A 21,559-nucleotide genomic window follows, 5' to 3' on the forward strand; every position below is an offset into this window, starting at 1 on the left:
TAATCTGAGGTTATAATTTGCGTCCAAGTGGCGCATATCGGGTTTGTGCCGTTTGTTTCCATCTGTTTCTCAGATGCAGCTTTCGCGAGGGTTTCGTTCCTGATATGTTCAGGTTGAGAGATCGGTGGGAAGGGTTGAGGGCCGGGCATGAGCCGAAGACGTGGTCGAACGATCAACCTGCCGGCGCCTTATCTGAAGCGGATCTGGCTCGACCCGTTGCAGGTCCACGATCGCGAAGTCTATCCGTTTTGCCTACCCATCTTTCCGGACGATTTCGAGCTCAACTTCGACGCCGCCATCACGATCGTCGTCGGCGAGAACGGCACCGGGAAGTCGACGATCCTCGAGGGGATTGCCGCGCTCGCCGGCTACGACGATGCGGGTGGCGGGAAGGGTTATATGCCCGTCGATCACTCCGAAGCGAGGGAGACGATGGGCGGCCAACTCTCCAGGGCGCTGCGCGCAAGCTGGCTGCCGAAGATTACCAATGGCTGGTTTTTTCGCGCCGAGAGCTTTTTCTCGGTGGCGCGATATCTCGACAAGGCCGCACGTGATGCCGGGCAGGTCGGCCCCGATTTCCTGTCGCATTCCCACGGCGAAGGATTCCTTCGCTTCTTCGAGGAGCGCTGCCAGCGCCAGGGCATTTTCATCTTCGACGAGCCTGAATCGGCGTTGTCGCCTGCGCGCCAGATCGAATTTCTGAAGCTGCTGAGATGCATGGAGGAGTCCCGCATCTGCCAGGTCATCATGGCAACCCATTCGCCGATGCTGATGGCCTATCCCAACGCACAGCTGCTCCGGCTCGGGAAATACGGCCTGGAGCCGACGACGGTGGAGCAGACCGATCATTACCGGGTGATGCGGGAGTTCTATGACGACCCGCGCGGGTTCGTGGAGGCGACGCTGAGGGAGTGAGCGAGGGACGCGACAGCCACTCACTGTCTCGGTCGTCATTGCGAGGAGCGCTTGCGACGAAGCAATCCAGAGTCTCTCCGCGGAGGTACTCTGGATTGCTTCGCTGTGCTCGCAATGACGGCGCGAGAAGCGTTCGTTGTTCTCCACCAACTCGCTTCTGAATCGTAGACACATCTTCGCCTCCTCGCGGCATCGCGCCCGAGCTTTGCCAGTACGGTCGCCCCCAAAAATGCCGAGGGCGCAGGGAAGGCCGGGTGCCGGCTGGCACCCACGGTCCACTGTGCGAAGGTTGCGCTACAAGAGGCTGCACAGCGGCATACAGGTGAAGCCCAACACACGGCCTTCCCTGCGCAGTGGTTTTACGGCTTATGTCGCGCTCTCCCCGGGGAGCGATGCACTATTGCCCCCGTCGCCTTGCGGATGGCTGATGCGCGCGCCCGGTCGGGCCGCCACATCACCGCAAGACTTGGCGCACAGACCCCGGGCGCCAGGACCACACGATTTTGCCGTACGCAGGCTGCACCGGTCGTGTGCGCGACGCCTTCGCTCACGGTTTCCCGCCCTGCAAAGCCCTTCGCGCCGACGCCGCCTGCGTCCACCACGTCCCATCCCGCGTTCGTGACGATCGCGATCCGCCCCTCGGCCGGGTTGGGATGGTCGTCTATACGATAAACCGAAATACGGATAAAGAGAAATATTTTTGCGAGCCGTGATTGACCCTCTGCTTGGGTGTTTTGCCCGCCGGGCGGCAAGGGGTTGTGGGGCGCCCGGACGCCCGCCGCAACGCGGCCACGAACGGGTCTCCCCTCGGCCGCAAAATGCGCTACCATGATCCCAGCGCGCTTCAAGTCGCGCATGATCAATGAGACGCATGAGGAAACGAGATGAGGGTGACGATTGGACGGCGCACGGTCCTGGCCGCGGTGCTCACTGCCGCGGGCGCGGTGGCTTTGACATCGGCCTGGGCCCACGGGCCGACCCGGCAGAAGGTGCGCGAATCCATCGAGATCAACGCTGCCCCGGCCAAGGTGTGGGCCGCAATCGGCAATTTCCAGGACATGAGCTGGCTGCCGCCGGTCACCAAGACCGAGGGCGAGAAGGGCAACGAGATCGGCGCGACGCGGAAGCTGACGCTGACGGGAGGCGCGACCGTCGACGAGGAGCTCTACAAGTTCGACGCCGCCGCGATGAGCTATTCCTACCGGATCACCAATGTGGACGTGAAGGTGCTGCCGGTGGCCAATTATTCCTCGACGCTGACGGTGACGCCGAGTGCCGACGGCAAGGGCTCGACGCTGGAATGGGCCGGCGCGTTCTACCGCGGCTTTCCCAACAACGACCCGCCGCCGGAGCTGAGTGACGAAGCCGCGGTCAAGGCGGTGAAGGGGCTGTATCAGGCCGGCCTCGAGGCACTGAAGAAGAAGATCGAGAGCGGAAGCTGACGGTGCGGGCGCTGGTCCTGGCGGCGCTCGCCGCCAGCCTTTGCCTTGCCGGCATTGCCCATGTGTCCGCCGAAGAGGCGTTCGTCACCAACCAGCTCAGCGACGATCTGATGGTCGTCGATCTCGCCACCGCGCGCAGCGTTGCCATCATCCCGATCGGCGGCAAGCCCGCCGGCGTCGCCGTCAGCGCGGACGGGCGCTTTGCCTATGTCACGAGCCCGGATGCCAAGGCCGTGACGGTGGTGGACGCGGCAACGCGGCAGCTTGTGGGGCGGATCGAGGTCGGCGGCGGACCGCTTGGCATTGCCGTCGCGCCGGACGGCCGCACCGTCTACGTCGCGGACTGGTACGCGGCGGCCGTGCGGGTGATCGACGCGGCGAGCCGCAGCGTCACAGCCAGCATCGCGGTCGGCGCCTCGCCGTCGGGGCTCGCAGTGACGCCGGATGGCAAGCTGCTGCTCTCAGCCGATCGCGACGATGATAGCGTCTCGGTGGTGGACACCGCGACGCGCCAGCGCAGGGCGACCATCAAGGTTGGAACGCGTCCGTTCGGCGTCACCGTCGATGCCGAGGGCAAACGCGCCTACACCGCCAATGTCGGCTCCAACGATGTCTCGGTGATCGACATCGCCGCTGGGGCCGAGACCGGCCGCGTGCCGGTCGGGATGCGCCCCTATGCGGTCGCGCTGGCGCGGGGCCGCGGCTTCGTCACCGACCAGTATGGCGGCACTGTCAGCGTGTTCGACCTGGCGACGCTGAAGCCGATCAAGCGGATCAATGTCGGCGACTACCCCGAAGGCATCGCCGCGACAGCGGACGGCAAACGCGTCATCGTCGCCTGCTGGGAGAGCAATACACTCAGCATCATCGACGCGGCCGAGATGAAAGTGATCGGCGAAGTCAAGACCGGCGACGGCCCGCGCGCGTTCGGGGCGTTCTTGCGCAGGACGGAGTAGGGGCGTGTAGCCCGCATGGAGCGAAGCGGAATGCGGGGACACTTTCCCGGATTGCGCGTTGCTCCATCCGGGCTACGACGCCGGGCGCACTGTGCGCGCAATCTCATCCATCTGCTCAAACATATGATCCGGCGCCAGCGCCCGCAGCGCCGCCGGCGCCGCATAACCCCAGGCCACCGCACCGCAGGCGATCCCCACGGCCCGCGCCGCCTCGATGTCGCGCACCTCGTCGCCGATCGCGATGACCTTGCCCGGTTCCACGCCGGCGCGCCGCATGACCCGTCGGAATTTCGACGGTTTGCCGAACAGCGAGGCCGCGCAGTCGAAATGCGCGAACAGCGCCGCGCAATCGCCGAGCTTCTCGCGCGCATTGGCTTCGCTGTCCGAGGTTACCAGCGCGAGCTGCACGCCGTTCTCCGCCAGCGTCCGCAGCATCGCCTCGACGCCCGCAAACAGCGAAATCTCCGCCGCAGCCTCGGCCTTCAGCCGCCGCGCATGCCGGGCGATCGCCGGCAGCTTCCACAAGGGCACCTCGAGCCGGCTGAGAATCTCGCGCGACGAAGCATGCCGCAGCCCCTCGACATCTTCATCCGCGACGCGGCGGAAGCCGAAGCGATCGGCGACGTCGTTGATGGTGCGCAGGAACCACGGAAAGCTGTCGGCCAGCGTGCCGTCGAGATCGAAGATGGCGAGGGAGTAGGGCATGGAGGCGAGGCTACACCGCTAGGCTTTCCACACGGTTTCCTCGGTCCATCCGAGTTGGTCAAATTCGGAAGCCCTGAGCGGTGCTTCTCCCTCGGCGAAGAATTCGTCGAGCTGAGGCGGCGCGATACTTGTTGCAGAGAGCATCGCGTGCGCCTGTCCGCGGTGATGGATCTGGTGCTGAAACAGATGCATGAGTAGCCGATCACGGCGTTCGGTCTGGGCCCGCGTGTCGCGGTTGATCCGCACAATGCCGTCGAGATTCTCGGGCGTCAGCGCATCGCAGACAGCAATCAAGCGCTTGTCGATCGCGGATTGCGCGGGCTTCAGCGCGGCAAGTGAAAGGTGCGGCACCTGGTTCTTCCAAGCCGCCGGTCCCAGCCATCCGCCCTCCAGCGCATCGACATAGAAGAGGTCAATGACATGGATGTGGTTGAGCGTGCGCTGCAAGCTTGGAAAGAAGCCGGTTCGTGCGGCTTCGAAGTCAGCCTGAGACAGCGCGGCGCAAGCAGTAAGCAGCCGATGGTTTGCCCAAGCATTATTGTGGGCGAACGCACGATAGGTTTGCACAAGTCCTGCAGGCAAACGCGATCTCCTTCAGACAAATGCTTCTGCACATTCCAGGTGGGCTACTCCGCCGCCTCGCTCGCCGCGCGCCTCCGCTTCGGCTTCCGCGCCTTCGCCAGCACCGGGGCCAGAAACTTGCCCGTGTAGCTCCGCGGCGCTTTCGCGATGTCCTCCGGCGGTCCCCAGGCGACGATCTCACCGCCGCCGTCGCCGCCTTCGGGGCCGAGATCGATGACCCAGTCGGCGGTCTTGATGACTTCGAGATTGTGCTCGATGACGACGACCGTGTTGCCCTGCGCGACCAGCTCGTGCAGCACTTCCAGAAGCTTCTTGACGTCGTGAAAATGCAGGCCGGTGGTCGGCTCGTCCAGGATGTAGAGCGTGCGGCCGGTGGCGCGCTTGGACAGCTCCTTGGCCAGCTTGACGCGCTGGGCTTCGCCGCCGGACAGCGTCGTGGCCTGCTGGCCGACATGGATGTAGTCGAGGCCGACGCGATGCAGCGTCTGGAATGTCTCGCGCACGCGTGGGACCGCCTTGAAGAACTCGGCGGCTTCCTCGACGGTCATGTCGAGTACGTCGGCGATGCTCTTGCCCTTGAACAGGACTTCCAAGGTCTCGCGGTTGTAGCGCTTGCCCTTGCAGACGTCGCAGGTGACGTAGACGTCGGGCAGAAAGTGCATCTCGATCTTGATGACGCCGTCGCCCTGGCAGGCTTCGCAGCGGCCGCCCTTGACGTTGAAGGAGAAGCGGCCGGGCTCGTAGCCGCGCGCTTTCGACTCGGGGAGGCCGGCGAACCATTCGCGGATCGGCGTGAAGGCGCCGGTATAGGTCGCGGGGTTGGAACGTGGCGTGCGGCCGATCGGCGACTGGTCGATGTCGATGATCTTGTCGATGTGCTCGAGACCCTCGATGCGGTCGTGCGGCGCCGCGCCTTCGCTGGCATTGTTCAGCTTGCGCGCGATCGCCTTGTAGAGCGTGTCGATCAGCAGCGTCGACTTGCCGCCGCCGGAGACGCCGGTGACGGCCGTGAACAGGCCGAGCGGGATTTCGGCCGTGACGTTCTTGAGATTGTTGCCGCGCGCGTTGACCACCTTGATGGTGCGGCGATGGTTCGGCGGACGCCGCTCCGGCACCTCGACCTCGAGCTCGCCGGTGAGATATTTGCCGGTCAGCGAGTTGGGGTTGCGCATGATCTCGGCGGGCGTGCCTTCGGCGATGATGTTGCCGCCATGCATGCCGGCGCCGGGGCCGATGTCGAGCACGTGGTCGGCGAGCAGGATTGCGTCCTCGTCGTGCTCGACCACGATCACGGTGTTGCCGAGGTCACGAAGTCTCTTGAGGGTGTCGAGCAGGCGCGCATTGTCGCGCTGGTGCAGGCCGATCGAGGGCTCGTCGAGCACATAGAGCACGCCTGTCAGCCCCGAGCCGATCTGCGAGGCCAGGCGGATGCGCTGGCTCTCGCCGCCGGAGAGCGTGCCGGAGGAGCGGGAGAGCGTGAGGTAGTTGAGGCCGACGTCGAGCAGGAAGGTGAGGCGCTCGCGGATCTCCTTGAGGATGCGGCCGGCGATCTCGTTCTGCTGGGTGTTCAGCGCCTCCGGGACGGTCTCGAACCACGCGCCGGCGCCCTTCACCGACATCTCGGAAATGTTGCCGATATGCTTGCCGCCGATCTTGACGCAGAGCGCCTCGGGCTTCAGCCGAAAGCCCTTGCAACCCTCGCAGGGCACGTCGTGGAAATACTTCGCCAGCTCCTCGCGCGCCCACTCGCTCTCGGTCTCGCGATAGCGGCGGTTAATGTTGGTGATGACGCCCTCGAACGGCTTCTTGGTGTCGTAGGAGCGGACGCCGTCCTCGTAGGAGAACTTGATCTCGTCCTCGCCGGAACCATGGAGGATCGCGTTCTGCGTCTTCTTGGGCAGATCCTTCCATTTGGTGGTCAGTGTGAACTTGTAGTGCTTGCCGAGCGCAGTCAGCGTTTGAATGTAATAGGGCGACGACGACTTGGCCCAGGGCGCGATCGCGCCCTTGCCGATGGCGAGCTCCTTGTCGGGGATGACGAGGTCTTCGTCGACATGCTGCTCGACGCCGAGGCCGCCGCAGGCCGGGCAGGCGCCATAGGGATTGTTGAACGAGAACAGCCGGGGCTCGATTTCGGGGATGGTGAAGCCGGACACCGGACAGGCGAATTTTTCCGAGAACAGCATGCGCTCGGGTCCGCTCTTGTCGTGGATCTTTGCGGTCTTCTTTTTCTCCTCCGCGGGGGCTGCTGCAGCCGGCGCGTCCGCGAATTCGATGACGGCGAGGCCCTCGGCGAGCTTGAGCGCGGTCTCGAAGCTTTCGGCGAGGCGCTGGCCGATGTCGGCGCGCACCACGATGCGATCGACCACGACGTCGATGTCGTGCGGGAATTTCTTGTCGAGAACAGGCGCTTCCGCGAGCTCGTGGAAGGCGCCGTCGATCTTGACGCGCTGAAAGCCCTTCTTGAGCCATTCGGCGAGTTCTTTGCGGTACTCGCCCTTGCGGCCACGCACGACGGGCGCGAGCAGATAGAGCCGCGAGCCCTCGGGCAGCGCCAGCACGCGATCGACCATCTGCGAGACGGTCTGGCTCTCGATCGGCAGGCCGGTGGCGGGCGAATAGGGCACGCCGACGCGCGCCCACAGCAGGCGCATGTAGTCGTAGATTTCGGTCACCGTGCCGACGGTGGAGCGCGGGTTCTTGGACGTCGTCTTCTGCTCGATCGAGATCGCCGGCGATAGGCCGTCGATCTGGTCGACGTCGGGCTTCTGCATCATCTCCAGGAACTGGCGGGCATAGGCCGACAGAGATTCGACGTAGCGGCGCTGGCCCTCGGCGTAGATGGTGTCGAACGCGAGCGAGGATTTGCCGGAGCCCGACAGCCCCGTGAACACCACCAGCTTGTCGCGGGGAATCTCGACGTCGACGTTCTTGAGGTTGTGCTCGCGCGCGCCACGGATGGTAATTGCGCGCAGGTTTGATCCCACGTTCTGTTGTTGGCGCTTCGCCTTGATCACTTCGTCCATCCTGGTGGTCCTCAGGGAATCCAAGAGCGCGCGATCGCGCCAACTGAATAGGCGCGCTTCGCCCGGAACCGGGATCGGCGCCGATGGGGTTGTAAGCGAACGTAGGAAGAACGAGGACGGATTTCCAGTGGGACTTGCGAATCGTCAACCGATTGTTGGCGCGCTGGCGGCATCTGGCAGGAGCAGGGCCTTGCGGAACTGCGCAGGAGCGGCCGGTCAAACAAAAAGGCCGGCGCAAGGCCGGCCTTTCGTAACGCGGATGGCGTTGGAGCTAAGTACTGAGCTCAGTACTTGGCGACCACCGGGCCCCCGAAGTGATAGTTCACGCCGACCTGCACGGTGTGGAAGCTGTCCGTACCCGTGTTGAACGGGAGACCGATGCCGGAGAAGTACGTCTCGCCGCTGAAGCTGCGATAGAGGTACTCGCCCTTGACCGACCACTGAGGGGCAAAGAACGCTTCGACGCCCGCACCGACGGTCCAGCCGGAGCGCAGCTTGGTGTCAGAAACGCTCACGCCGGGGACGCTGAGGGTCAGCTTGTTGTCGATCCAGGCGTAACCACCAGTGCCGTAGAACAGGACATTGTTGACGGCGTAGCCGATGCGGCCGCGCACGGTGCCCAGTGCGTCGATCTTGTTCGACAGGGTGAGGCCGCCCACCAGCGCCGACGCGCTGAGGTCAGCCCATGCAGCATCGGCCTCGAGACCGAACACAACGTTGCCGGTCTGCCAGTTGTAGCCGGCGGTGCCACCGACGAAACCGCCCTTCACCTTCGGGTCGGTCGAGGAGTCTTCCCAAGCGCCGCCGCCAACGATACCGAGGTAGAAGCCGGTCCAGTTGTAGACCGAAGCCATGGCCACCGGGGCCTTGGTGTAGGGGCGCGCCGCGAGATCAGCGGCCGAAGCCGGGGCAGCGAGAGCGAACAAACAGGCCGAAGCCAACAAAACCTTTTTCATTTTCAACTAATCCCAGTCCCAGTTTCTGATTGTGCCTTCCACGATAGGGAAGGGCATCGGACTCACTTGCCCAACTGAGGCCGTACTTACACCATTGAAGCCGCAAGTTGTGTCACTGGAAAGCCACAGCAGCCTGAAAATGGTGCAGTTGCTGACCTATTGTTCCCATAGAGGGCAAGCCTTTCTTCCTTTCCGGGAACCCACAAGGTGCCTTTTGGGGCGTGCCTTTTCACAGCACATTGGCGATCGATCCCACACATTCAGTGCTGTCGTTCGCCAAGAACAAATCTGGAACGAACTGGAGGTCGATGCTATATGTGGGGATAACCCGAGGGGTGACGGACGGATCGGCGTCCGCAAGCGTTCGGCGAGCGTATAGGGTCGCCTCAACGGGCACGGCGGAACGCGGGGAGCGGACCGGCCTTCTTGAATTCAGTGACATTCGGAGCGGAGAGCGGAGATGGCGGGAAGCGTCAACAAGGTCATTCTGGTTGGAAATCTCGGCAAGGATCCCGAAATCCGCCGCACCCAGGACGGGCGGCCGATCGCCAATCTGAGCGTCGCCACTTCGGAAACGTGGCGCGACAAGGCGACCGGCGAGCGCAAGGAAAAGACCGAGTGGCACCGCGTCGTGATCTTCAATGAAGGGCTCTGCAAGGTCGCCGAACAATATCTGAAGAAGGGCGCCAAGATTTACGTCGAAGGTGCGCTCCAGACCCGCAAATGGACCGACCAGAGCGGCGTCGAAAAGTACTCCACCGAAGTCGTGCTGCAGGGCTTCAACTCCACCCTGACGATGCTGGACGGTCGTAGCGGCGGCGGCGGAGGCGGCAGCTTCGGCGACGAGCCGGGCGGCGATTTCGGCTCCCCCGGTCCCGTCAGCAGCGCGCCGCGGCGCCCTGTTGCAGCCGGCGGCGGTGGCCGCAACAGCGACATGGACGACGATATCCCGTTCTGAGCGATACCGTTCTGAGAACGCGGCGTCTCGATGCGGACGCGCCGGCCGGATGGGCGGCGCTTCTCATCTCGTGTCAGAAAATCCCGCTAATCGGCAGGACGGGCTCGGGATTTCCGGGCCCGCTTCCTGTTTGGGTTGAGTTCGGATTGCGGCTTGGCAAACGCGCTGATGGGGCAGGCTCGGCGCGCGGTTTTCCACGCGTGACCGGCAATTTTGCAAGGTCGATGCGGGGGCTGACCGAGACACCGCTCGCGAGGGCTTAAGCTATTGGAAAAATAGGCGGAAAAAGCGCTTCCCAGATCGCCGCGAGGGTGGTTATCAGAGGCTCGATGCGCTATATGATTCCCAGATAAAACCTCACCGGATTTCCCCTTGGCTGACGACGACGACAAGCCCGGCGACCAGCCGGCGCAACCCTCGGATATTCGCCCCGTCTCCATCTTCGAGGAGATGAAGAAGTCCTATCTCGACTACGCCATGAGCGTGATCGTGGCGCGGGCGCTGCCTGACGCCCGCGACGGTCTCAAGCCGGTGCATCGCCGCATCCTGTACTCGATGAACGAGCAGGGGCACACGCCGGACAAGAAGTACGTCAAGTCCGCCCGCGTGGTCGGTGACGTCATCGGTAAATATCATCCGCATGGCGACCAGTCGATCTACGACGCCATGGTCCGGATGGCGCAGGACTTCTCCATGCGCGTGCCGCTGATCGACGGCCAGGGCAATTTCGGCTCGGTCGACGGCGATCCTCCGGCGGCCTATCGTTATACCGAAGCCCGATTGACCAAGGTGGCGCTGGCTCTGCTGGCCGACATCGACAAGGACACGGTCGACTTCCAGCCGAACTACGACAACAACGAGACCGAACCGTCGGTCTTGCCGGCCAAGTTCCCGAATCTCCTCGTCAACGGCGCCGGCGGCATTGCGGTCGGCATGGCGACCAACATCCCGCCGCACAATCTCGGCGAGGTCATCGACGCCTGCGTCGCGCTGATCGACAACCCCGCGCTCACCATCGACGAGCTCATCAACATCGTGCCGGGACCGGATTTCCCGACCGGCGGCGTCATCCTCGGACGGCAGGGCATCCGCGCCGCCTATCACCTCGGCCGCGGCTCCGTGATGATGCGCGGCAAGGTCGCGATCGAGACCATCCGCAAGGAGCGCGAGGCGATCATCATCACCGAGATTCCCTACCAGGTGAACAAGGCGACGATGGTCGAGCGCATCGCCGAGCTGGTCAAGGAAAAGAAGATCGAGGGCATCGGCGACCTGCGCGATGAATCGGATCGCGACGGCTACCGCGTCGTCATCGAACTGAAGCGCGACGCCGTGCCGGATGTGGTGCTGAATCAGCTCTACAGGTTCACACCGCTGCAGACGAGCTTCGGCGTCAACATGGTGGCGCTCGACAGCGGCCGTCCGCGGATCATGCATCTGAAGGACCTGCTGGCGATCTTCGTCGACTTCCGCGAGCGCGTCGTCACGCGGCGCACCAAGTTCCTGCTCGCGAAAGCCCGCGATCGCGCCCATATCCTGGTCGGTCTCGCCATCGCGGTCGCCAATATCGACGAGATGATCCGCGTCATCCGGACCTCGCCCGACCCGACCACCGCGCGCGACACCCTGATGTCGCGCGACTGGCCGGCCCGGGACGTCGAGGACATGCTGACGCTGATCGACGATCCGCGCCACCGCATCAGCGAGAACGGCACGATCCGGCTGTCGATGGAGCAGGCGAGGGCCATTCTCGATTTGCGCCTGCAACGCCTCACCGCACTCGGCCGCGACGAAATCCGCGAGGAGCTCGACAAGCTCGCCGGCGAGATCGCCGACTATCTCGCCATCCTGCGCTCGCGCGACCGCGTGCTTGAAATCATCAAGTTCGAGCTTGCCGAAGTGAAGGCCGAGTTCGCGACCCCGCGCCGCACCGTCATCATCGAGCAGGAAGGCGAGGTCGAGGACGAGGACCTGATCCAGCGCGAGGACATGGTGGTCACCGTCTCCCACGCCGGCTACGTCAAGCGCGTGCCGCTGTCGGCCTACCGGGCCCAGCGCCGTGGCGGCAAGGGCCGCGCCGGCATGCAGACCCGCGACGAGGATTTTGTCAGCCGGCTGTTCGTGGCGTCCACGCATACGCCGATGCTGTTCTTCTCCTCGCGCGGCCAGGTCTACAAGATCAAGGTCTGGCGCCTTCCGATGGCCGCGCCGAATGCGCGCGGCAAGGCGCTGATTAACATCCTGCCGCTGGAGCAGGGCGAGCGCATCACCACCATTATGCCGCTGCCGGAGGACGAGTCCACCTGGGGCAATCTCGACGTGATGTTCGCCACGACAGGCGGCAACGTCCGGCGCAACAAGCTGTCCGACTTCGTCGATGTCCGCCGCTCCGGCATCATCGCGATGAAGCTCGACGACAACGAAGCGATCGTCGACGTGCAGATCTGCACCGAGCACGACGACGTGCTTTTGACCGGCGCCGGCGGCCAGTGCATCCGTTTTCCCGTGACCGACGTGCGCGTGTTCACCGGGCGCACCTCGATGGGCGTGCGCGGCATTGCGCTTGCCGAGGGCGACAAGGTGATCTCGCTGGCGATCCTGCGCCACGTCGAGACGACGTCCGACGAGCGCTCGGCGTACCTGAAGATGCGCCGCGCGGTCGCCGGCGAAGCTGCGGCCGAGGAGCCGGCGGCGGACGCCGAAGCCGAGGAGACCTCCGGCAGTTTCCAGCTCGCCCAGGAGCGTTATATCGAGATGTCGGCGGCCGAGCAGGTCGTGCTGACCGTCTCCGTCAACGGCTACGGCAAGCGGACCTCGTCCTACGAGTATCGCACCACCGGCCGCGGCGGCAAAGGCATCGTCGCCATGAGCGTCAACAACCGCAACGGCAACCTGGTGGCGTCGTTCCCGGTGGAAGACGCCGATCAAATCATGCTGGTCACCGACAAGGGCCAGCTGATCCGCTGCCCGGTCGAAGGCATCCGCGTCGCCGGCCGCTCGACCCAGGGCGTGATCGTGTTCGACACCGCCGAGGACGAACACGTCGTCTCGGTCGAGCACATCACGGAAGAGGCTGAGAGCGGGAACGGGACGAATGGAGACTCAAACGGGGAGTGATGCGTCACCCCCCGTAGCCCGGATGGAGCGCGAGCGAAATCCGGGTTCTTCATTCGAACGGTTGTCTCGGATTGCGCTTCCGCCTTCGCTCTCCGAGCGACGGCGGACAAGTCGCTCCATCCGGGCTAGTGCACTGACCAGCTAAATCTCCAACTCTGTCCCGAACTCCACCACCTGCTTGGTCGGCACGCCGAAGAACGCGGCGGAGCGTTCGGCGTTGCGTTGCAGAAAGGCGAACACGGTTTCGCGCCAGACCCACATGCCCGGCACGTCCTCGCGCGGGATGATGGTCTCGCGGCCGACGTAATAGGTGATGTCGGAGAGGTCGACGCCGGGCAGCTTGCCGTGGCGGCATGCCAGGGTCAGCCCGTCGTAGATCGTCGGGTTCTGCATGAAGCCGTAATGCAGGATGACGCGGGTAATGCCGGGAATGATCTCGATCACCTCGATGCGGTCTTCGTCGGCGATGTGAGGAAGCTCCTCGATCAACACGGTGACCAGGACGATGCGCTCGTGCAGCACATGGTTGTGCTTGACGAACTGGGTCAACGCCAGCGGCACCCCGCGCGCCGCCGACGCCAGGAACACTGCGGTGCCGGGGAGTCTCGCGGTGCACTTGTTGACCGCGGTCTCGATCAGATCCTCCTCGGGCTGGCGCAGCTTCGCGCGTGCCGCTTCGACGAGCTTCACGCCGCTGCGCCAGGTCAGCATCAGGAAGGCGACGAAGCCCGCGAGCATCAGTGGAAACCAGCCGCCCTCGAACAGCTTGATCGAATTGGCCGAGAAGAAGATCACGTCGATCACGAAGAAGAAGCCGTTCACGGCCACCACGAGCCACGGCGAATAGCCCCACTGGATCGCGACCAGGGCAGCGAGCAGCGTCGTGATCGCCATCAACAGCGACACCGCGATGCCGTAGGCGCCGGCCAACGCCTCCGAACTGCCGAAGCTCAGCACGGCGCCGAGGGTTGCGGCGGCGAGCAGCCAGTTCACCAGCGGCACGTAGATCTGGCCGATCGCGTCGCTCGTGGTGTGACGGATCTGCATGCGCGGCAGGAAGCCGAGCTGAATCGACTGCTGGGTCAGCGAGAACACGCCGGAAATGATCGCCTGCGAGGCGATCACGGTCGCGACCGCAGAGAAGGCGACCAGCGGATAATGCAGGGCGTCAGGGCAGAGCTGGAAGAACGGATTTTCGATCATGGTGGGGTCGGTGATCAGCAGTGCGGCCTGGCCGAAATAGTTTAGCACCAGCGCGGGGAGGCAGATCGCGAACCAGGCCAGCCGGATCGGCAGGCGGCCGAAATGCCCCATGTCGGCATACATGGCCTCCCCGCCGGTCACGGCGAGGAAGGCGGCACCCAGGATCGCGAAGGAGACATGAAAATCCTGGTGGATCAGGAAGTCGAACGCATAGAGCGGGCTCAGCGCCGCCAGCACCGCCGGCGCCTTGACGATGCCGTGGATGCCGAGCGCTGCCAGCACGAAGAACCAGGCGAGCATCACCGGTCCGAAGATGCGGCCGATGAAGCCGGTGCCCTGCTTCTGCATCATGAACAGTCCGATCAGGATGACGATGGTCACGGGCACGACCGCCGGCGCGAGCGAGGGGGCGTCGACCTTCAGACCTTCGATGGCGCTGAGCACGGAAATGGCCGGCGTGATCGCGCCGTCGCCGTACAGTAGCGCGGCGCCGACGAGGCCGACGACCAGCAGATGCGCGCGCCAGGTGCCGGGTTGGGCGTTGCGGGCATGCAGCAAGGCCAGCAGGGCGACGATGCCGCCTTCGCCGCGGTTGTCCGCACGCAGAATCAACAGCGCATATTTCAGCGAGATGATCAGCAGCAATGCCCAGAGGATCAAGGAGGCAACGCCCAGAACGGCATCGTTCGTCAATGTGCCGCCGTGGGCGGCGGCCTTGGCGGCTTCCTTCAGGGCGTAGAGGGGGCTGGTGCCGATATCGCCATAGACCACCCCGAGGGCGCCCATGGTCATCGCAAGCGGCAGTGGATCAGGTTGATGGCCGGAGGCAACCGCGGGCGTACTGGACAATGGCGACCCCCCGATGGGATCGCGCCCGACGGGTCATTCCGACGGGCGCGAGCATCAGGCAGTCTGCGACGGGACGTCGCAAATATCCATGGGTTATCTTTGGGGTTTGTCGTTGGGACTTATCGCGAGGATTCCTGACGCGAAACTGACAGACCCGGCTACGGAGTGCGGTTGGCAGTCACGAGGCGAGCCTCGCGGATATTGGCTTTGGTGCCGGCCTGCCGAAGGCAAGACGCCTCGAAGTTCGGCCAGGCCTGCTGCGAGCAGTCCTTGCCGACCGTGCGGATATCGAGCCGGTCGCTCTTGGCGAGCGGCTGCGGCACGCTCGCCTCGACGGTCGGGGCGAAGCCGGGCAGGAGGGTGAGGGCGGCAGCAACACACGCAGAGATGGCGATCGCCGAAAGAGCCTTGATCATGACAGTCCCCTGTGATGCGGCCGCTACGCCCAGTGTGCGGCCCGTCGTTCGTTGGCCGGATTAGTAACCATGGCCAGTTTCCGGACGTCTTCGCGAACGCGGGAAATGGTTTCGTTCGCGCTCCGTTTTGTTTCGTGGCCGCCCTCAGGACGAAACAATTGGGCGCATTCCGACGCGGTTCTTGCGGAAAAACCGCCAGGGAACCGGACCGGCTTGCCGGGCCGGGCAGGGCGCGGTAGGACGTGGCCATGCCCCGCATTGCCTTCTATCCAGGTTCCTTCGACCCCATCACCAACGGCCATCTGGACGTGGTCCGCCACAGCGTGTCGCTGTGCGACAGACTCGTTGTCGCGATCGGGGTGCACCCCGGCAAGAAGCCTCTGTTCTCGACTGAGGAGCGGCTGAAGATGCTCCATGACGTCTGTGGGCCGGTGGCGGCCCAGGCCGGCTGCGTGCTCGAAGCCGCGACATTTGACGATCTGTCGGTGACATCGGCGCGCAAGCACGGTGCGACGATCATGATTCGGGGCCTGCGCGACGGCACCGACCTCGACTACGAGATGCAGCTCGCCGGCATGAACGAGGCCATGGCGCCCGAGGTGCATACGGTCTTCCTGCCGGCTTCTCCCATGGTCCGCCCGATCACCGCCACTTTGGTGCGCCAGATCGCTGCCATGGGCGGGGACGTCTCGGCCTTCGTCCCGCCGCTGGTTGCGGCGCTGCTCAAGGCAAAATTCGCCTGATAACGGCGCGTTTCCTGTCTCATCTCTGATCCGGAGTTATCATGATCCGAATTCTCGCATTTGTTGCCGCGGTTCTGTTCGCGGTGCCGGCCTTCGCGCAAGCCTTGCCGGCCGGCCTCGACAAGGCCAACGCCATCGTCATCGACTCCACCAAGGGCCGCATCGTCATCAAGCTGAGGCCGGACCTTGCGCCCCAGCACGCCGAGCGCATCAAGCAGCTCGCGCGCGAGGGTTATTACAACAACGTGCCGTTCCACCGCGTCGTGGATGGCTTCATGGCGCAGACCGGCGACGGTCAGAACTTCAACGGCACCGGCGGCTCGAAATATCCGAACCTGAAGCAGGAATTCTCCAAGGTGCATTTTGCGCGCGGCATCGTCGGCATGGCCCGGCGCGGCGACAGCGTCGACACCGCCAATTCGCAGTTCTTCATCATGTTCGCCGACGGCGGCAGCCTCGACAACCAGTACACCGTGATCGGCGAGGTCGTGCAGGGCATGGACGTCGTCGACAAGCTGAAGAAGGCACCTCCCGGATCAAGCGGCGGCACCGTCACCGATCCCGACAAGATGGTGAAGGTGCAGGTCGCTTCCGACATCAAGTAGGAGAGGCGATGGCGCGCAGCGGTGGCAAGCTCCTGCTAATTGCCGCGGTGCTGCTGCTCGGCGTCCCCGGCGCGGTCGCCGAGGACGCACAGGTCAACACCATCCAGGACATCTTCCGGCATCTGCGCACCTGCTGGAAACCGCCGCCCGCCGCCAGGGCCCGCCCGATCGACATCACCGTCGTCGTGAGCTTTAACCGGGCTGGAAACATTCTGGGCCATCCGAGGATTACCTATGAATCCGCGGAGGCCTCCGACGATGACCGGCTGCAATACCGGGTCGCGGTGATGGAGGCATTGCAACGCTGCACGCCGATGCCATTTACCGATGCGATGGCCGGCGCCGCTGCGGGGCGTCCATTCGCGATCCAGTTTCGCAACCGCAAAACTTCACCTGACAGGACTTCACCCCCAACCCAAGAGAGACGAGCATGAGCGCCACCGAAAACACCCTGATCCTCGAGACCACGCAGGGCCCCGTCACCATCGAGATGCGGCCTGATCTTGCGCCCGGCCACGTCGCGCGCATCAAGGAGCTCGTGCGCGAGGGCTTCTACGACGGCATCGTGTTCCATCGCGTGATCGACGGCTTCATGGCGCAGACCGGCTGCCCGCAGGGCACCGGCACCGGCGGCTCCGGCAAGAAGCTGAAGGCCGAGTTCAACAAGGAGCCGCATGTGCGCGGCACCACCTCGATGGCGCGCGCCGCCAGCCCGGATTCCGGCGACAGCCAGTTCTTTATCGTGTTCGACGACGCCCGCTTCCTCGACAACCAGTACACGGTGTGGGGCAAGGTCACCGAGGGCATGGAGAACGTCGACAAGATCAAGCGCGGCGAGCCCGTGCAGAACCCCGACAAGATCGTCAAGGCGCGGATGGCGGCTGACGCGGAGTAGGCGTTCAACCCTCAGGGTGAGGAGGCGCGTTGCGCCGTCTCGAACCATGAAGGCCGAGCGGCAGCAGCGGGGCCTTCATTCTTCGAGACGCGCGTTCCGCGCTCCTCAGGATGAGGAGCGACTGTGCGGCCCCGAGCACGCGATGCGTACTGATCTCTTCGATTTCGACCTGCCCGCCGAGCGCATCGCATTGCGCCCGGCGAGCCCGCGCGACTCCGCGAAGATGCTGGTTGTCGATCACGGCACGCTGCGCGACCAGGTCATCGCCGAGCTGCCGCAATGGCTGAAGCCGGGCGACCAGCTCGTCGTCAACGACACCAAGGTGATCGCGGCGCAATTGAGAGGCCGTCGCATCGGCCGCGAGACCGAGCCGAAGATCGAGGCGACCCTGATCAAACGCCTCGACGGCTCGCGCTGGCAGGCGCTGGTGAAGCCCGCCAAGAAACTCATGGCCGGCGACCGCATCCGCTTTGGCAATGAGGGCAAGGTCTGCCTGCTCGGCCATCTGGACGCCGAAGTCGAGGCCAAGGGCGCAGAAGGCGAGGTGACGCTGTCATTTTCGTTCCACGGCCCGACATTGGATCAGGCCATCGCAGATCTCGGCAGCCCGCCGCTGCCGCCCTACATCGCCTCGAAACGCACGCCTGACGATCAGGATCTCGCCGACTACCAGACCATGTTCGCCGCGAATGAGGGCGCCGTTGCCGCGCCGACAGCCGGCCTGCATTTCACCCCGGCGCTGGAGCAGGCGCTGCACGCGCGCGGCGTCGGCATCAATCGCGTCACGCTGCATGTCGGGGCAGGGACCTTCCTGCCGGTGAAGGTGGACGACACCGAAGGGCACAAGATGCATGCCGAGTGGGGCACGCTCTCGGCCGAGACGGCGGAGCGGCTCAACACCGCGCGCAAGAACGGCGGGCGCATCATCGCGGTTGGCACCACGTCGTTGCGTCTGCTCGAAAGCGCAGCCGGCGAGGACGGCACCATTGAGCCGTTTGCCGCCGAGACGTCGATCTTCATCACCCCCGGCTATCGCTTTCGCGCCGTCGATGTCTTGCTGACCAATTTCCATTTGCCGAAGTCGACACTGTTCATGCTGGTGTCGGCGTTCTCCGGGCTGGAGACGATGCAACAGGCCTATGCACACGCGATCGCGCATGGTTATCGGTTCTATTCCTATGGCGATGCGTGTTTGTTGTTTCGGGCACCGTAGGGTGGGTTAGCCGTAAGGCGTAACCCACCGCTTCTGTTTACGCGGTAGAGACAGTGGTGGGTTACGCTGTCGCTAACCCACCCTACGCACCTCCCGTTACGCCATCACCCGCTGCGGCAGCAGCTCCGCGATCTGCACCGCGTTGAGCGCTGCGCCCTTGAGCAGCTGGTCCGCCGCCACGAACATCGAGATCGAATGCCCGGAGGGGTCGCTGAGGTCCTTGCGGATGCGGCCGACCAGGACATCGTCCTGGCCCGAGGCGTCGATCGGCATCGGGAAGTAGTTCCTGGCACGGTCGTCGACGATCTTGACGCCGGGCGCTCGCGCCATGATGGCGCGGACCTGATCCTCGCTGATCGGCTTCTCGCATTCAAAGGTGATGGCCTCGCAATGAGCCCGCAACACCGGCACGCGCACGCAGGTGACGCCGATCGCGATGTTGTCGTCCTCGAAGATCTTGCGGGTTTCGTTGATGACCTTGGTCTCTTCGTCGTTGTAGCCGGTGTCGGGGTCGATCGCCGTGTTGTGGTTGAAGAGATTGAACGCGTAAGGATGCGGCATCACCTTCGGCGTATAAACCTGCCCGTTGAGGTTGGCGCGGGTAGACTCGACCAGCTCGTCCATTGCGGCAGCGCCGGCGCCGGAGGCCGCCTGGTAGGTCGAGATGATCACGCGCCTGATGCGGTTGTTCTGGTGGATCGGCCACAGCGGCACCAGCGCGGTGATGGCGGCGCAGTTCGGGTTGGCGATGATGCCCTTGTGGTCGCGGATGCGGTTCGCGTTGATCTCGGGGATCACCAGCGGCACGTTCGGGTCCATGCGGAAGGCGGAGGAGTTGTCGACGACGACGGCACCTGCCTTGACCGCGATTGGCGCGAACTTCTTGGAGATGCTGCCGCCGGCGGAGAACAGGGCGATGTCGACGCCTTCGAAGGCGCGTTCGGTCAGCTCCTCGATGACGACGTCTTGCCCACGGAACGACACCGTCTTGCCGGCCGAGCGGGCGCTGGCCAGCGCCTTGAGCTTGCCGACGCGAAAGCCGCGCTTGTCCATGGTGGCGATGAATTCGGCGCCCACTGCACCGGTGACGCCGACAATCGCGACGACGGGATCGTTACTCACTTTGTCCTCCATTGATTTGAGAATTCAGACAACAAAAAAGCCCCGGACCAACGAGGGCGGGGCTTCGGTAGAGTGGATTGCGTTCTAGTCGACGACTACACGCGCACGCCTCCCCGGGCCCCGAAGGCCGTGGTGGTTTTAGTCGTGCGTTTGGTGGTCGTGAACATGGCGGGAGCTTATGCGGGAGAGTTTTGCGCCCGTCAATGGCTTTTCGGCGGGATGGGCCGCCGCTATTTGGTCCGGGCGCCCGGCGGTTCGAGGATGACCTCCTTGAGGTTGTCGCCACTGATGACGACGATCGCGAAATTCAGCCGGCCGCGTTCGCGTACCAGCCCGCCGCTGATCGCCTTGCCGGACGCCGCACGTTCGGCGACGTGCACGGCATCCGCAAGGCGGTGCTTGATGGCACCGAGCGCTGCGAGGTTGCTGCGGTCGTCGAGGTCGAGCTCGGCGAGGGGGAGAGCGGCTTCGCCGCCGACGAGCTCACCGGTCGCGGCATTGATGGTGTGGCGCCAGATCCGGTCGTTGTGCAGGGTCTTCACCCGGTAGACCGGCACGCCGGAGGCTCCGTCGAAACTCACATCCGCCGTGGTGGCACCGGCGTGGCGGGCTTCCGCAATCGCCATGGCCTGGTTGATCGAGATCGACGAGCTGCGGAAGCGCTCGATCTCGCGACTGACCGCTTGGCGGTCGATCTCGGCGTCACCATCTGTGTCGCTGTGAAGGGCGGTCGGTGTGCCCGTGCTCACGATCGCTCGCGCCGGCGCTGCGAGGAGGAGTGCGGACAGGGCGATCGCGAGCAATCCCGAGATCCGTCGTTTGGCTGTCGTCATGCTCGAAACCCTCGGCCAGCGAGTGTGCCGGATGATCGTAAAGAATTTGCGGCCGACCTTGGGCATCGGTCGGCCGCTGAGCGTCGTGACGGGCTGTACCGCCGCGGCGATCGAGGCGGTGCGGACCTCTTTGGGGCTGATGAAAAAGCGATCCGCATCGCCCTATAATTAAACCATACCGTATCGTTTTGTTTTGGTCAACGGCGCGGGCGCGGGATTCCCTGGAAAGATCGCAACCTCACGGAATTGTCAGCGCGACGGGCGCCGCCGCCGCGTGGTCTTGGCGGCGTCCTGGAGGCGGTCCGGGGGGCCAAGCGCACCGGCCAGGAACAGCTTGATGGCAACCCGCATTCGCTTTTCGGCGTCTTTCAGCTCGAGCGTCGTTCCGAACGTCGCCATGCGGTGGGTGTGCCCCACGACGACGTCGAGAAACACCTCGGCCGCGATCGTGGTGTCTTCCATGTCGAGCGCGCCTTGCGCCACCAGATGGTCGAAGAAGCGCGCCGTGGTGGCGACGGCCTTGAGCCAGCCTTCTTCCTTGCCGAGCTTGGCGATATCGGGGAAGTTGATGGCCTGTGACGTCATCATGCGGCTGAAGGCGACGGCATCGGGACCGCAGGTGAAGCTCAGCATCTCGCGCCCGATCTCGACGAGCCGCTGTTCGACCGAGATGTCCGAGGCGCTGCCGAGCTGCGTCTCGGCGGCCGCGGATAGCGGTGCAAGCCATCGCGCGATCTCGCGCCGCAGCACGGCGGCGAACAATCCGCGCTTGTCTCCGTAACGGGCATAGACGGTGGGCTTGCTCACGCGCGCGGCTTCCGCGACTGCATCGAGCGACGTGGCGTCGAAGCCGCGATCCAGGAACAGGCGGGTGGCGACCTCGATCAGCCGCTGATCGCGCTCGATCGCGGCGCTTTTCGTCGGGCGGCCGCCGCGCGATTTCGGCACCTCGCGCCGCTGAGCTGCCGGTCTTGTCTTGGTCGCAGTCAATCCCATGCCCAATGATTCCTGCGCGGTCGTGAC

The 21,559-nt window shown here is 64.5% G+C and carries 20 protein-coding genes; 11 read left to right on the forward strand and 9 right to left on the reverse strand.

Features of this window, described 5'->3' with window-relative positions:
- The first annotated feature begins 147 nt into the window (after window positions 1–147).
- From ABIC03_RS16660 to ABIC03_RS16670, 3 genes are all read left to right on the forward strand, one after another.
- Window positions 148–915, forward strand: coding sequence for an AAA family ATPase (locus ABIC03_RS16660; RefSeq protein ID WP_354059225.1), 768 nt, complete (start codon window positions 148–150; stop codon window positions 913–915).
- An 884-nt stretch (window positions 916–1,799) separates the two neighbouring features.
- Window positions 1,800–2,357, forward strand: a complete 558-nt coding sequence (locus ABIC03_RS16665) for an SRPBCC family protein (RefSeq protein WP_354059227.1) — start codon at window positions 1,800–1,802, stop codon at window positions 2,355–2,357.
- A 2-nt stretch (window positions 2,358–2,359) separates the two neighbouring features.
- The gene (locus ABIC03_RS16670) at window positions 2,360–3,313 is read left to right on the forward strand and encodes a YVTN family beta-propeller repeat protein (RefSeq protein WP_275171179.1); all 954 of its coding nucleotides are present in this window, start codon (window positions 2,360–2,362) and stop codon (window positions 3,311–3,313) included.
- Between the two features lie 72 nt (window positions 3,314–3,385).
- On the opposite strand, the gene ABIC03_RS16675 is transcribed toward ABIC03_RS16670, so the two are convergent.
- The 4 genes from ABIC03_RS16675 to ABIC03_RS16690 form a co-directional block, all read right to left on the reverse strand.
- On the reverse strand, window positions 3,386–4,018 hold the full coding sequence (locus tag ABIC03_RS16675; RefSeq protein WP_275171178.1) for an HAD-IA family hydrolase: 633 nt from the start codon (window positions 4,016–4,018) through the stop codon (window positions 3,386–3,388).
- Window positions 4,019–4,036: 18 nt separating this feature from the next.
- Window positions 4,037–4,600: a DinB family protein gene (locus tag ABIC03_RS16680; protein WP_354059230.1), complete on the reverse strand. Its 564-nt coding sequence runs from the start codon at window positions 4,598–4,600 to the stop codon at window positions 4,037–4,039.
- A gap of 44 nt (window positions 4,601–4,644) precedes the next feature.
- Window positions 4,645–7,626: an excinuclease ABC subunit UvrA gene (uvrA, locus tag ABIC03_RS16685; RefSeq protein WP_354059232.1), complete on the reverse strand. Its 2,982-nt coding sequence runs from the start codon at window positions 7,624–7,626 to the stop codon at window positions 4,645–4,647.
- A gap of 284 nt (window positions 7,627–7,910) precedes the next feature.
- Complete coding sequence (locus ABIC03_RS16690; protein ID WP_275171175.1) at window positions 7,911–8,582, reverse strand: outer membrane protein; 672 nt, start codon at window positions 8,580–8,582, stop codon at window positions 7,911–7,913.
- A gap of 460 nt (window positions 8,583–9,042) precedes the next feature.
- Between ABIC03_RS16690 and ABIC03_RS16695 the strand changes: the two genes are divergently transcribed.
- The gene (locus ABIC03_RS16695; protein WP_354059234.1) at window positions 9,043–9,540 is read left to right on the forward strand and encodes a single-stranded DNA-binding protein; all 498 of its coding nucleotides are present in this window, start codon (window positions 9,043–9,045) and stop codon (window positions 9,538–9,540) included.
- Between the two features lie 372 nt (window positions 9,541–9,912).
- Complete coding sequence (gene gyrA / locus ABIC03_RS16700) at window positions 9,913–12,657, forward strand: DNA gyrase subunit A (protein WP_354059236.1); 2,745 nt, start codon at window positions 9,913–9,915, stop codon at window positions 12,655–12,657.
- A 141-nt stretch (window positions 12,658–12,798) separates the two neighbouring features.
- On the opposite strand, the gene ABIC03_RS16705 is transcribed toward gyrA, so the two are convergent.
- Both ABIC03_RS16705 and ABIC03_RS16710 read right to left on the reverse strand, forming a co-directional pair.
- Window positions 12,799–14,652, reverse strand: a complete 1,854-nt coding sequence (locus ABIC03_RS16705; RefSeq protein WP_354059674.1) for a potassium transporter Kup — start codon at window positions 14,650–14,652, stop codon at window positions 12,799–12,801.
- 215 nt (window positions 14,653–14,867) lie between these two features.
- Entirely contained in the window at window positions 14,868–15,125 is a 258-nt protein-coding gene (locus ABIC03_RS16710) for a hypothetical protein (RefSeq protein ID WP_275171173.1), read from the reverse strand.
- A 248-nt stretch (window positions 15,126–15,373) separates the two neighbouring features.
- On the opposite strand from ABIC03_RS16710, the gene coaD reads away from it, so the two are divergent.
- The 5 genes from coaD (at window position 15,374) to queA (ending at window position 18,581) form a co-directional block, all read left to right on the forward strand.
- Window positions 15,374–15,868 carry a pantetheine-phosphate adenylyltransferase gene (coaD, locus tag ABIC03_RS16715; RefSeq protein WP_275171172.1) on the forward strand — a complete coding sequence of 165 codons (495 nt, stop codon included), beginning with the start codon at window positions 15,374–15,376 and terminating at the stop codon, window positions 15,866–15,868.
- 41 nt (window positions 15,869–15,909) lie between these two features.
- Entirely contained in the window at window positions 15,910–16,473 is a 564-nt protein-coding gene (locus ABIC03_RS16720; RefSeq protein ID WP_354059239.1) for a peptidylprolyl isomerase, read from the forward strand.
- An 8-nt stretch (window positions 16,474–16,481) separates the two neighbouring features.
- A complete protein-coding gene (locus ABIC03_RS16725) occupies window positions 16,482–16,907 on the forward strand; it encodes a UCP034077 family protein (RefSeq protein WP_354059241.1) in 426 nt (141 codons plus the stop codon).
- A complete protein-coding gene (locus tag ABIC03_RS16730) occupies window positions 16,904–17,368 on the forward strand; it encodes a peptidylprolyl isomerase (protein ID WP_007590736.1) in 465 nt (154 codons plus the stop codon). The genes ABIC03_RS16725 and ABIC03_RS16730 overlap by 4 nt, the downstream gene beginning before the upstream one ends.
- 142 nt (window positions 17,369–17,510) lie before the next feature.
- Complete coding sequence (gene queA / locus ABIC03_RS16735; protein ID WP_354059244.1) at window positions 17,511–18,581, forward strand: tRNA preQ1(34) S-adenosylmethionine ribosyltransferase-isomerase QueA; 1,071 nt, start codon at window positions 17,511–17,513, stop codon at window positions 18,579–18,581.
- 96 nt (window positions 18,582–18,677) lie between these two features.
- Here the strand turns inward: queA and ABIC03_RS16740 are convergent, their stop codons facing one another.
- Both ABIC03_RS16740 and ABIC03_RS16745 read right to left on the reverse strand, forming a co-directional pair.
- Complete coding sequence (locus ABIC03_RS16740; RefSeq protein WP_354059246.1) at window positions 18,678–19,715, reverse strand: aspartate-semialdehyde dehydrogenase; 1,038 nt, start codon at window positions 19,713–19,715, stop codon at window positions 18,678–18,680.
- Window positions 19,716–19,933: 218 nt separating this feature from the next.
- On the reverse strand, window positions 19,934–20,536 hold the full coding sequence (locus ABIC03_RS16745) for a PepSY domain-containing protein (RefSeq protein WP_354059250.1): 603 nt from the start codon (window positions 20,534–20,536) through the stop codon (window positions 19,934–19,936).
- Between ABIC03_RS16745 and ABIC03_RS16750 the strand changes: the two genes are divergently transcribed.
- Window positions 20,535–20,708, forward strand: a complete 174-nt coding sequence (locus tag ABIC03_RS16750) for a hypothetical protein (RefSeq protein ID WP_354059252.1) — start codon at window positions 20,535–20,537, stop codon at window positions 20,706–20,708. The two genes, ABIC03_RS16745 and ABIC03_RS16750, sit on opposite strands and share 2 nt — an antisense overlap.
- A gap of 77 nt (window positions 20,709–20,785) precedes the next feature.
- On the opposite strand, the gene ABIC03_RS16755 is transcribed toward ABIC03_RS16750, so the two are convergent.
- Complete coding sequence (locus ABIC03_RS16755; protein WP_354059254.1) at window positions 20,786–21,532, reverse strand: TetR/AcrR family transcriptional regulator; 747 nt, start codon at window positions 21,530–21,532, stop codon at window positions 20,786–20,788.
- Window positions 21,533–21,559 lie beyond the last annotated feature (27 nt).

The sequence above is a fragment of the Bradyrhizobium sp. RT6a genome (assembly GCF_040547675.1).
Taxonomy (GTDB): domain Bacteria; phylum Pseudomonadota; class Alphaproteobacteria; order Rhizobiales; family Xanthobacteraceae; genus Bradyrhizobium.

Coding starts and splice junctions, on each gene's coding strand:
- ABIC03_RS16660 (WP_354059225.1), top strand. CDS start 148: ATGAGCCGAAGACGTGGTCGAACGATCAACCTGCCGGCGCCTTATCTG.
- ABIC03_RS16675 (WP_275171178.1), bottom strand. CDS start 4,018: ATGCCCTACTCCCTCGCCATCTTCGATCTCGACGGCACGCTGGCCGAC.
- ABIC03_RS16725 (WP_354059241.1), top strand. CDS start 16,482: ATGGCGCGCAGCGGTGGCAAGCTCCTGCTAATTGCCGCGGTGCTGCTG.
- ABIC03_RS16720 (WP_354059239.1), top strand. CDS start 15,910: ATGATCCGAATTCTCGCATTTGTTGCCGCGGTTCTGTTCGCGGTGCCG.
- ABIC03_RS16665 (WP_354059227.1), top strand. CDS start 1,800: ATGAGGGTGACGATTGGACGGCGCACGGTCCTGGCCGCGGTGCTCACT.
- uvrA (WP_354059232.1), bottom strand. CDS start 7,626: ATGGACGAAGTGATCAAGGCGAAGCGCCAACAACAGAACGTGGGATCA.
- ABIC03_RS16710 (WP_275171173.1), bottom strand. CDS start 15,125: ATGATCAAGGCTCTTTCGGCGATCGCCATCTCTGCGTGTGTTGCTGCC.
- ABIC03_RS16750 (WP_354059252.1), top strand. CDS start 20,535: ATGCTCGAAACCCTCGGCCAGCGAGTGTGCCGGATGATCGTAAAGAAT.
- coaD (WP_275171172.1), top strand. CDS start 15,374: ATGCCCCGCATTGCCTTCTATCCAGGTTCCTTCGACCCCATCACCAAC.
- ABIC03_RS16730 (WP_007590736.1), top strand. CDS start 16,904: ATGAGCGCCACCGAAAACACCCTGATCCTCGAGACCACGCAGGGCCCC.
- ABIC03_RS16690 (WP_275171175.1), bottom strand. CDS start 8,582: ATGAAAAAGGTTTTGTTGGCTTCGGCCTGTTTGTTCGCTCTCGCTGCC.
- ABIC03_RS16755 (WP_354059254.1), bottom strand. CDS start 21,532: ATGGGATTGACTGCGACCAAGACAAGACCGGCAGCTCAGCGGCGCGAG.
- ABIC03_RS16695 (WP_354059234.1), top strand. CDS start 9,043: ATGGCGGGAAGCGTCAACAAGGTCATTCTGGTTGGAAATCTCGGCAAG.
- ABIC03_RS16745 (WP_354059250.1), bottom strand. CDS start 20,536: ATGACGACAGCCAAACGACGGATCTCGGGATTGCTCGCGATCGCCCTG.
- queA (WP_354059244.1), top strand. CDS start 17,511: ATGCGTACTGATCTCTTCGATTTCGACCTGCCCGCCGAGCGCATCGCA.
- ABIC03_RS16740 (WP_354059246.1), bottom strand. CDS start 19,715: ATGGAGGACAAAGTGAGTAACGATCCCGTCGTCGCGATTGTCGGCGTC.
- ABIC03_RS16705 (WP_354059674.1), bottom strand. CDS start 14,652: ATGACCATGGGCGCCCTCGGGGTGGTCTATGGCGATATCGGCACCAGC.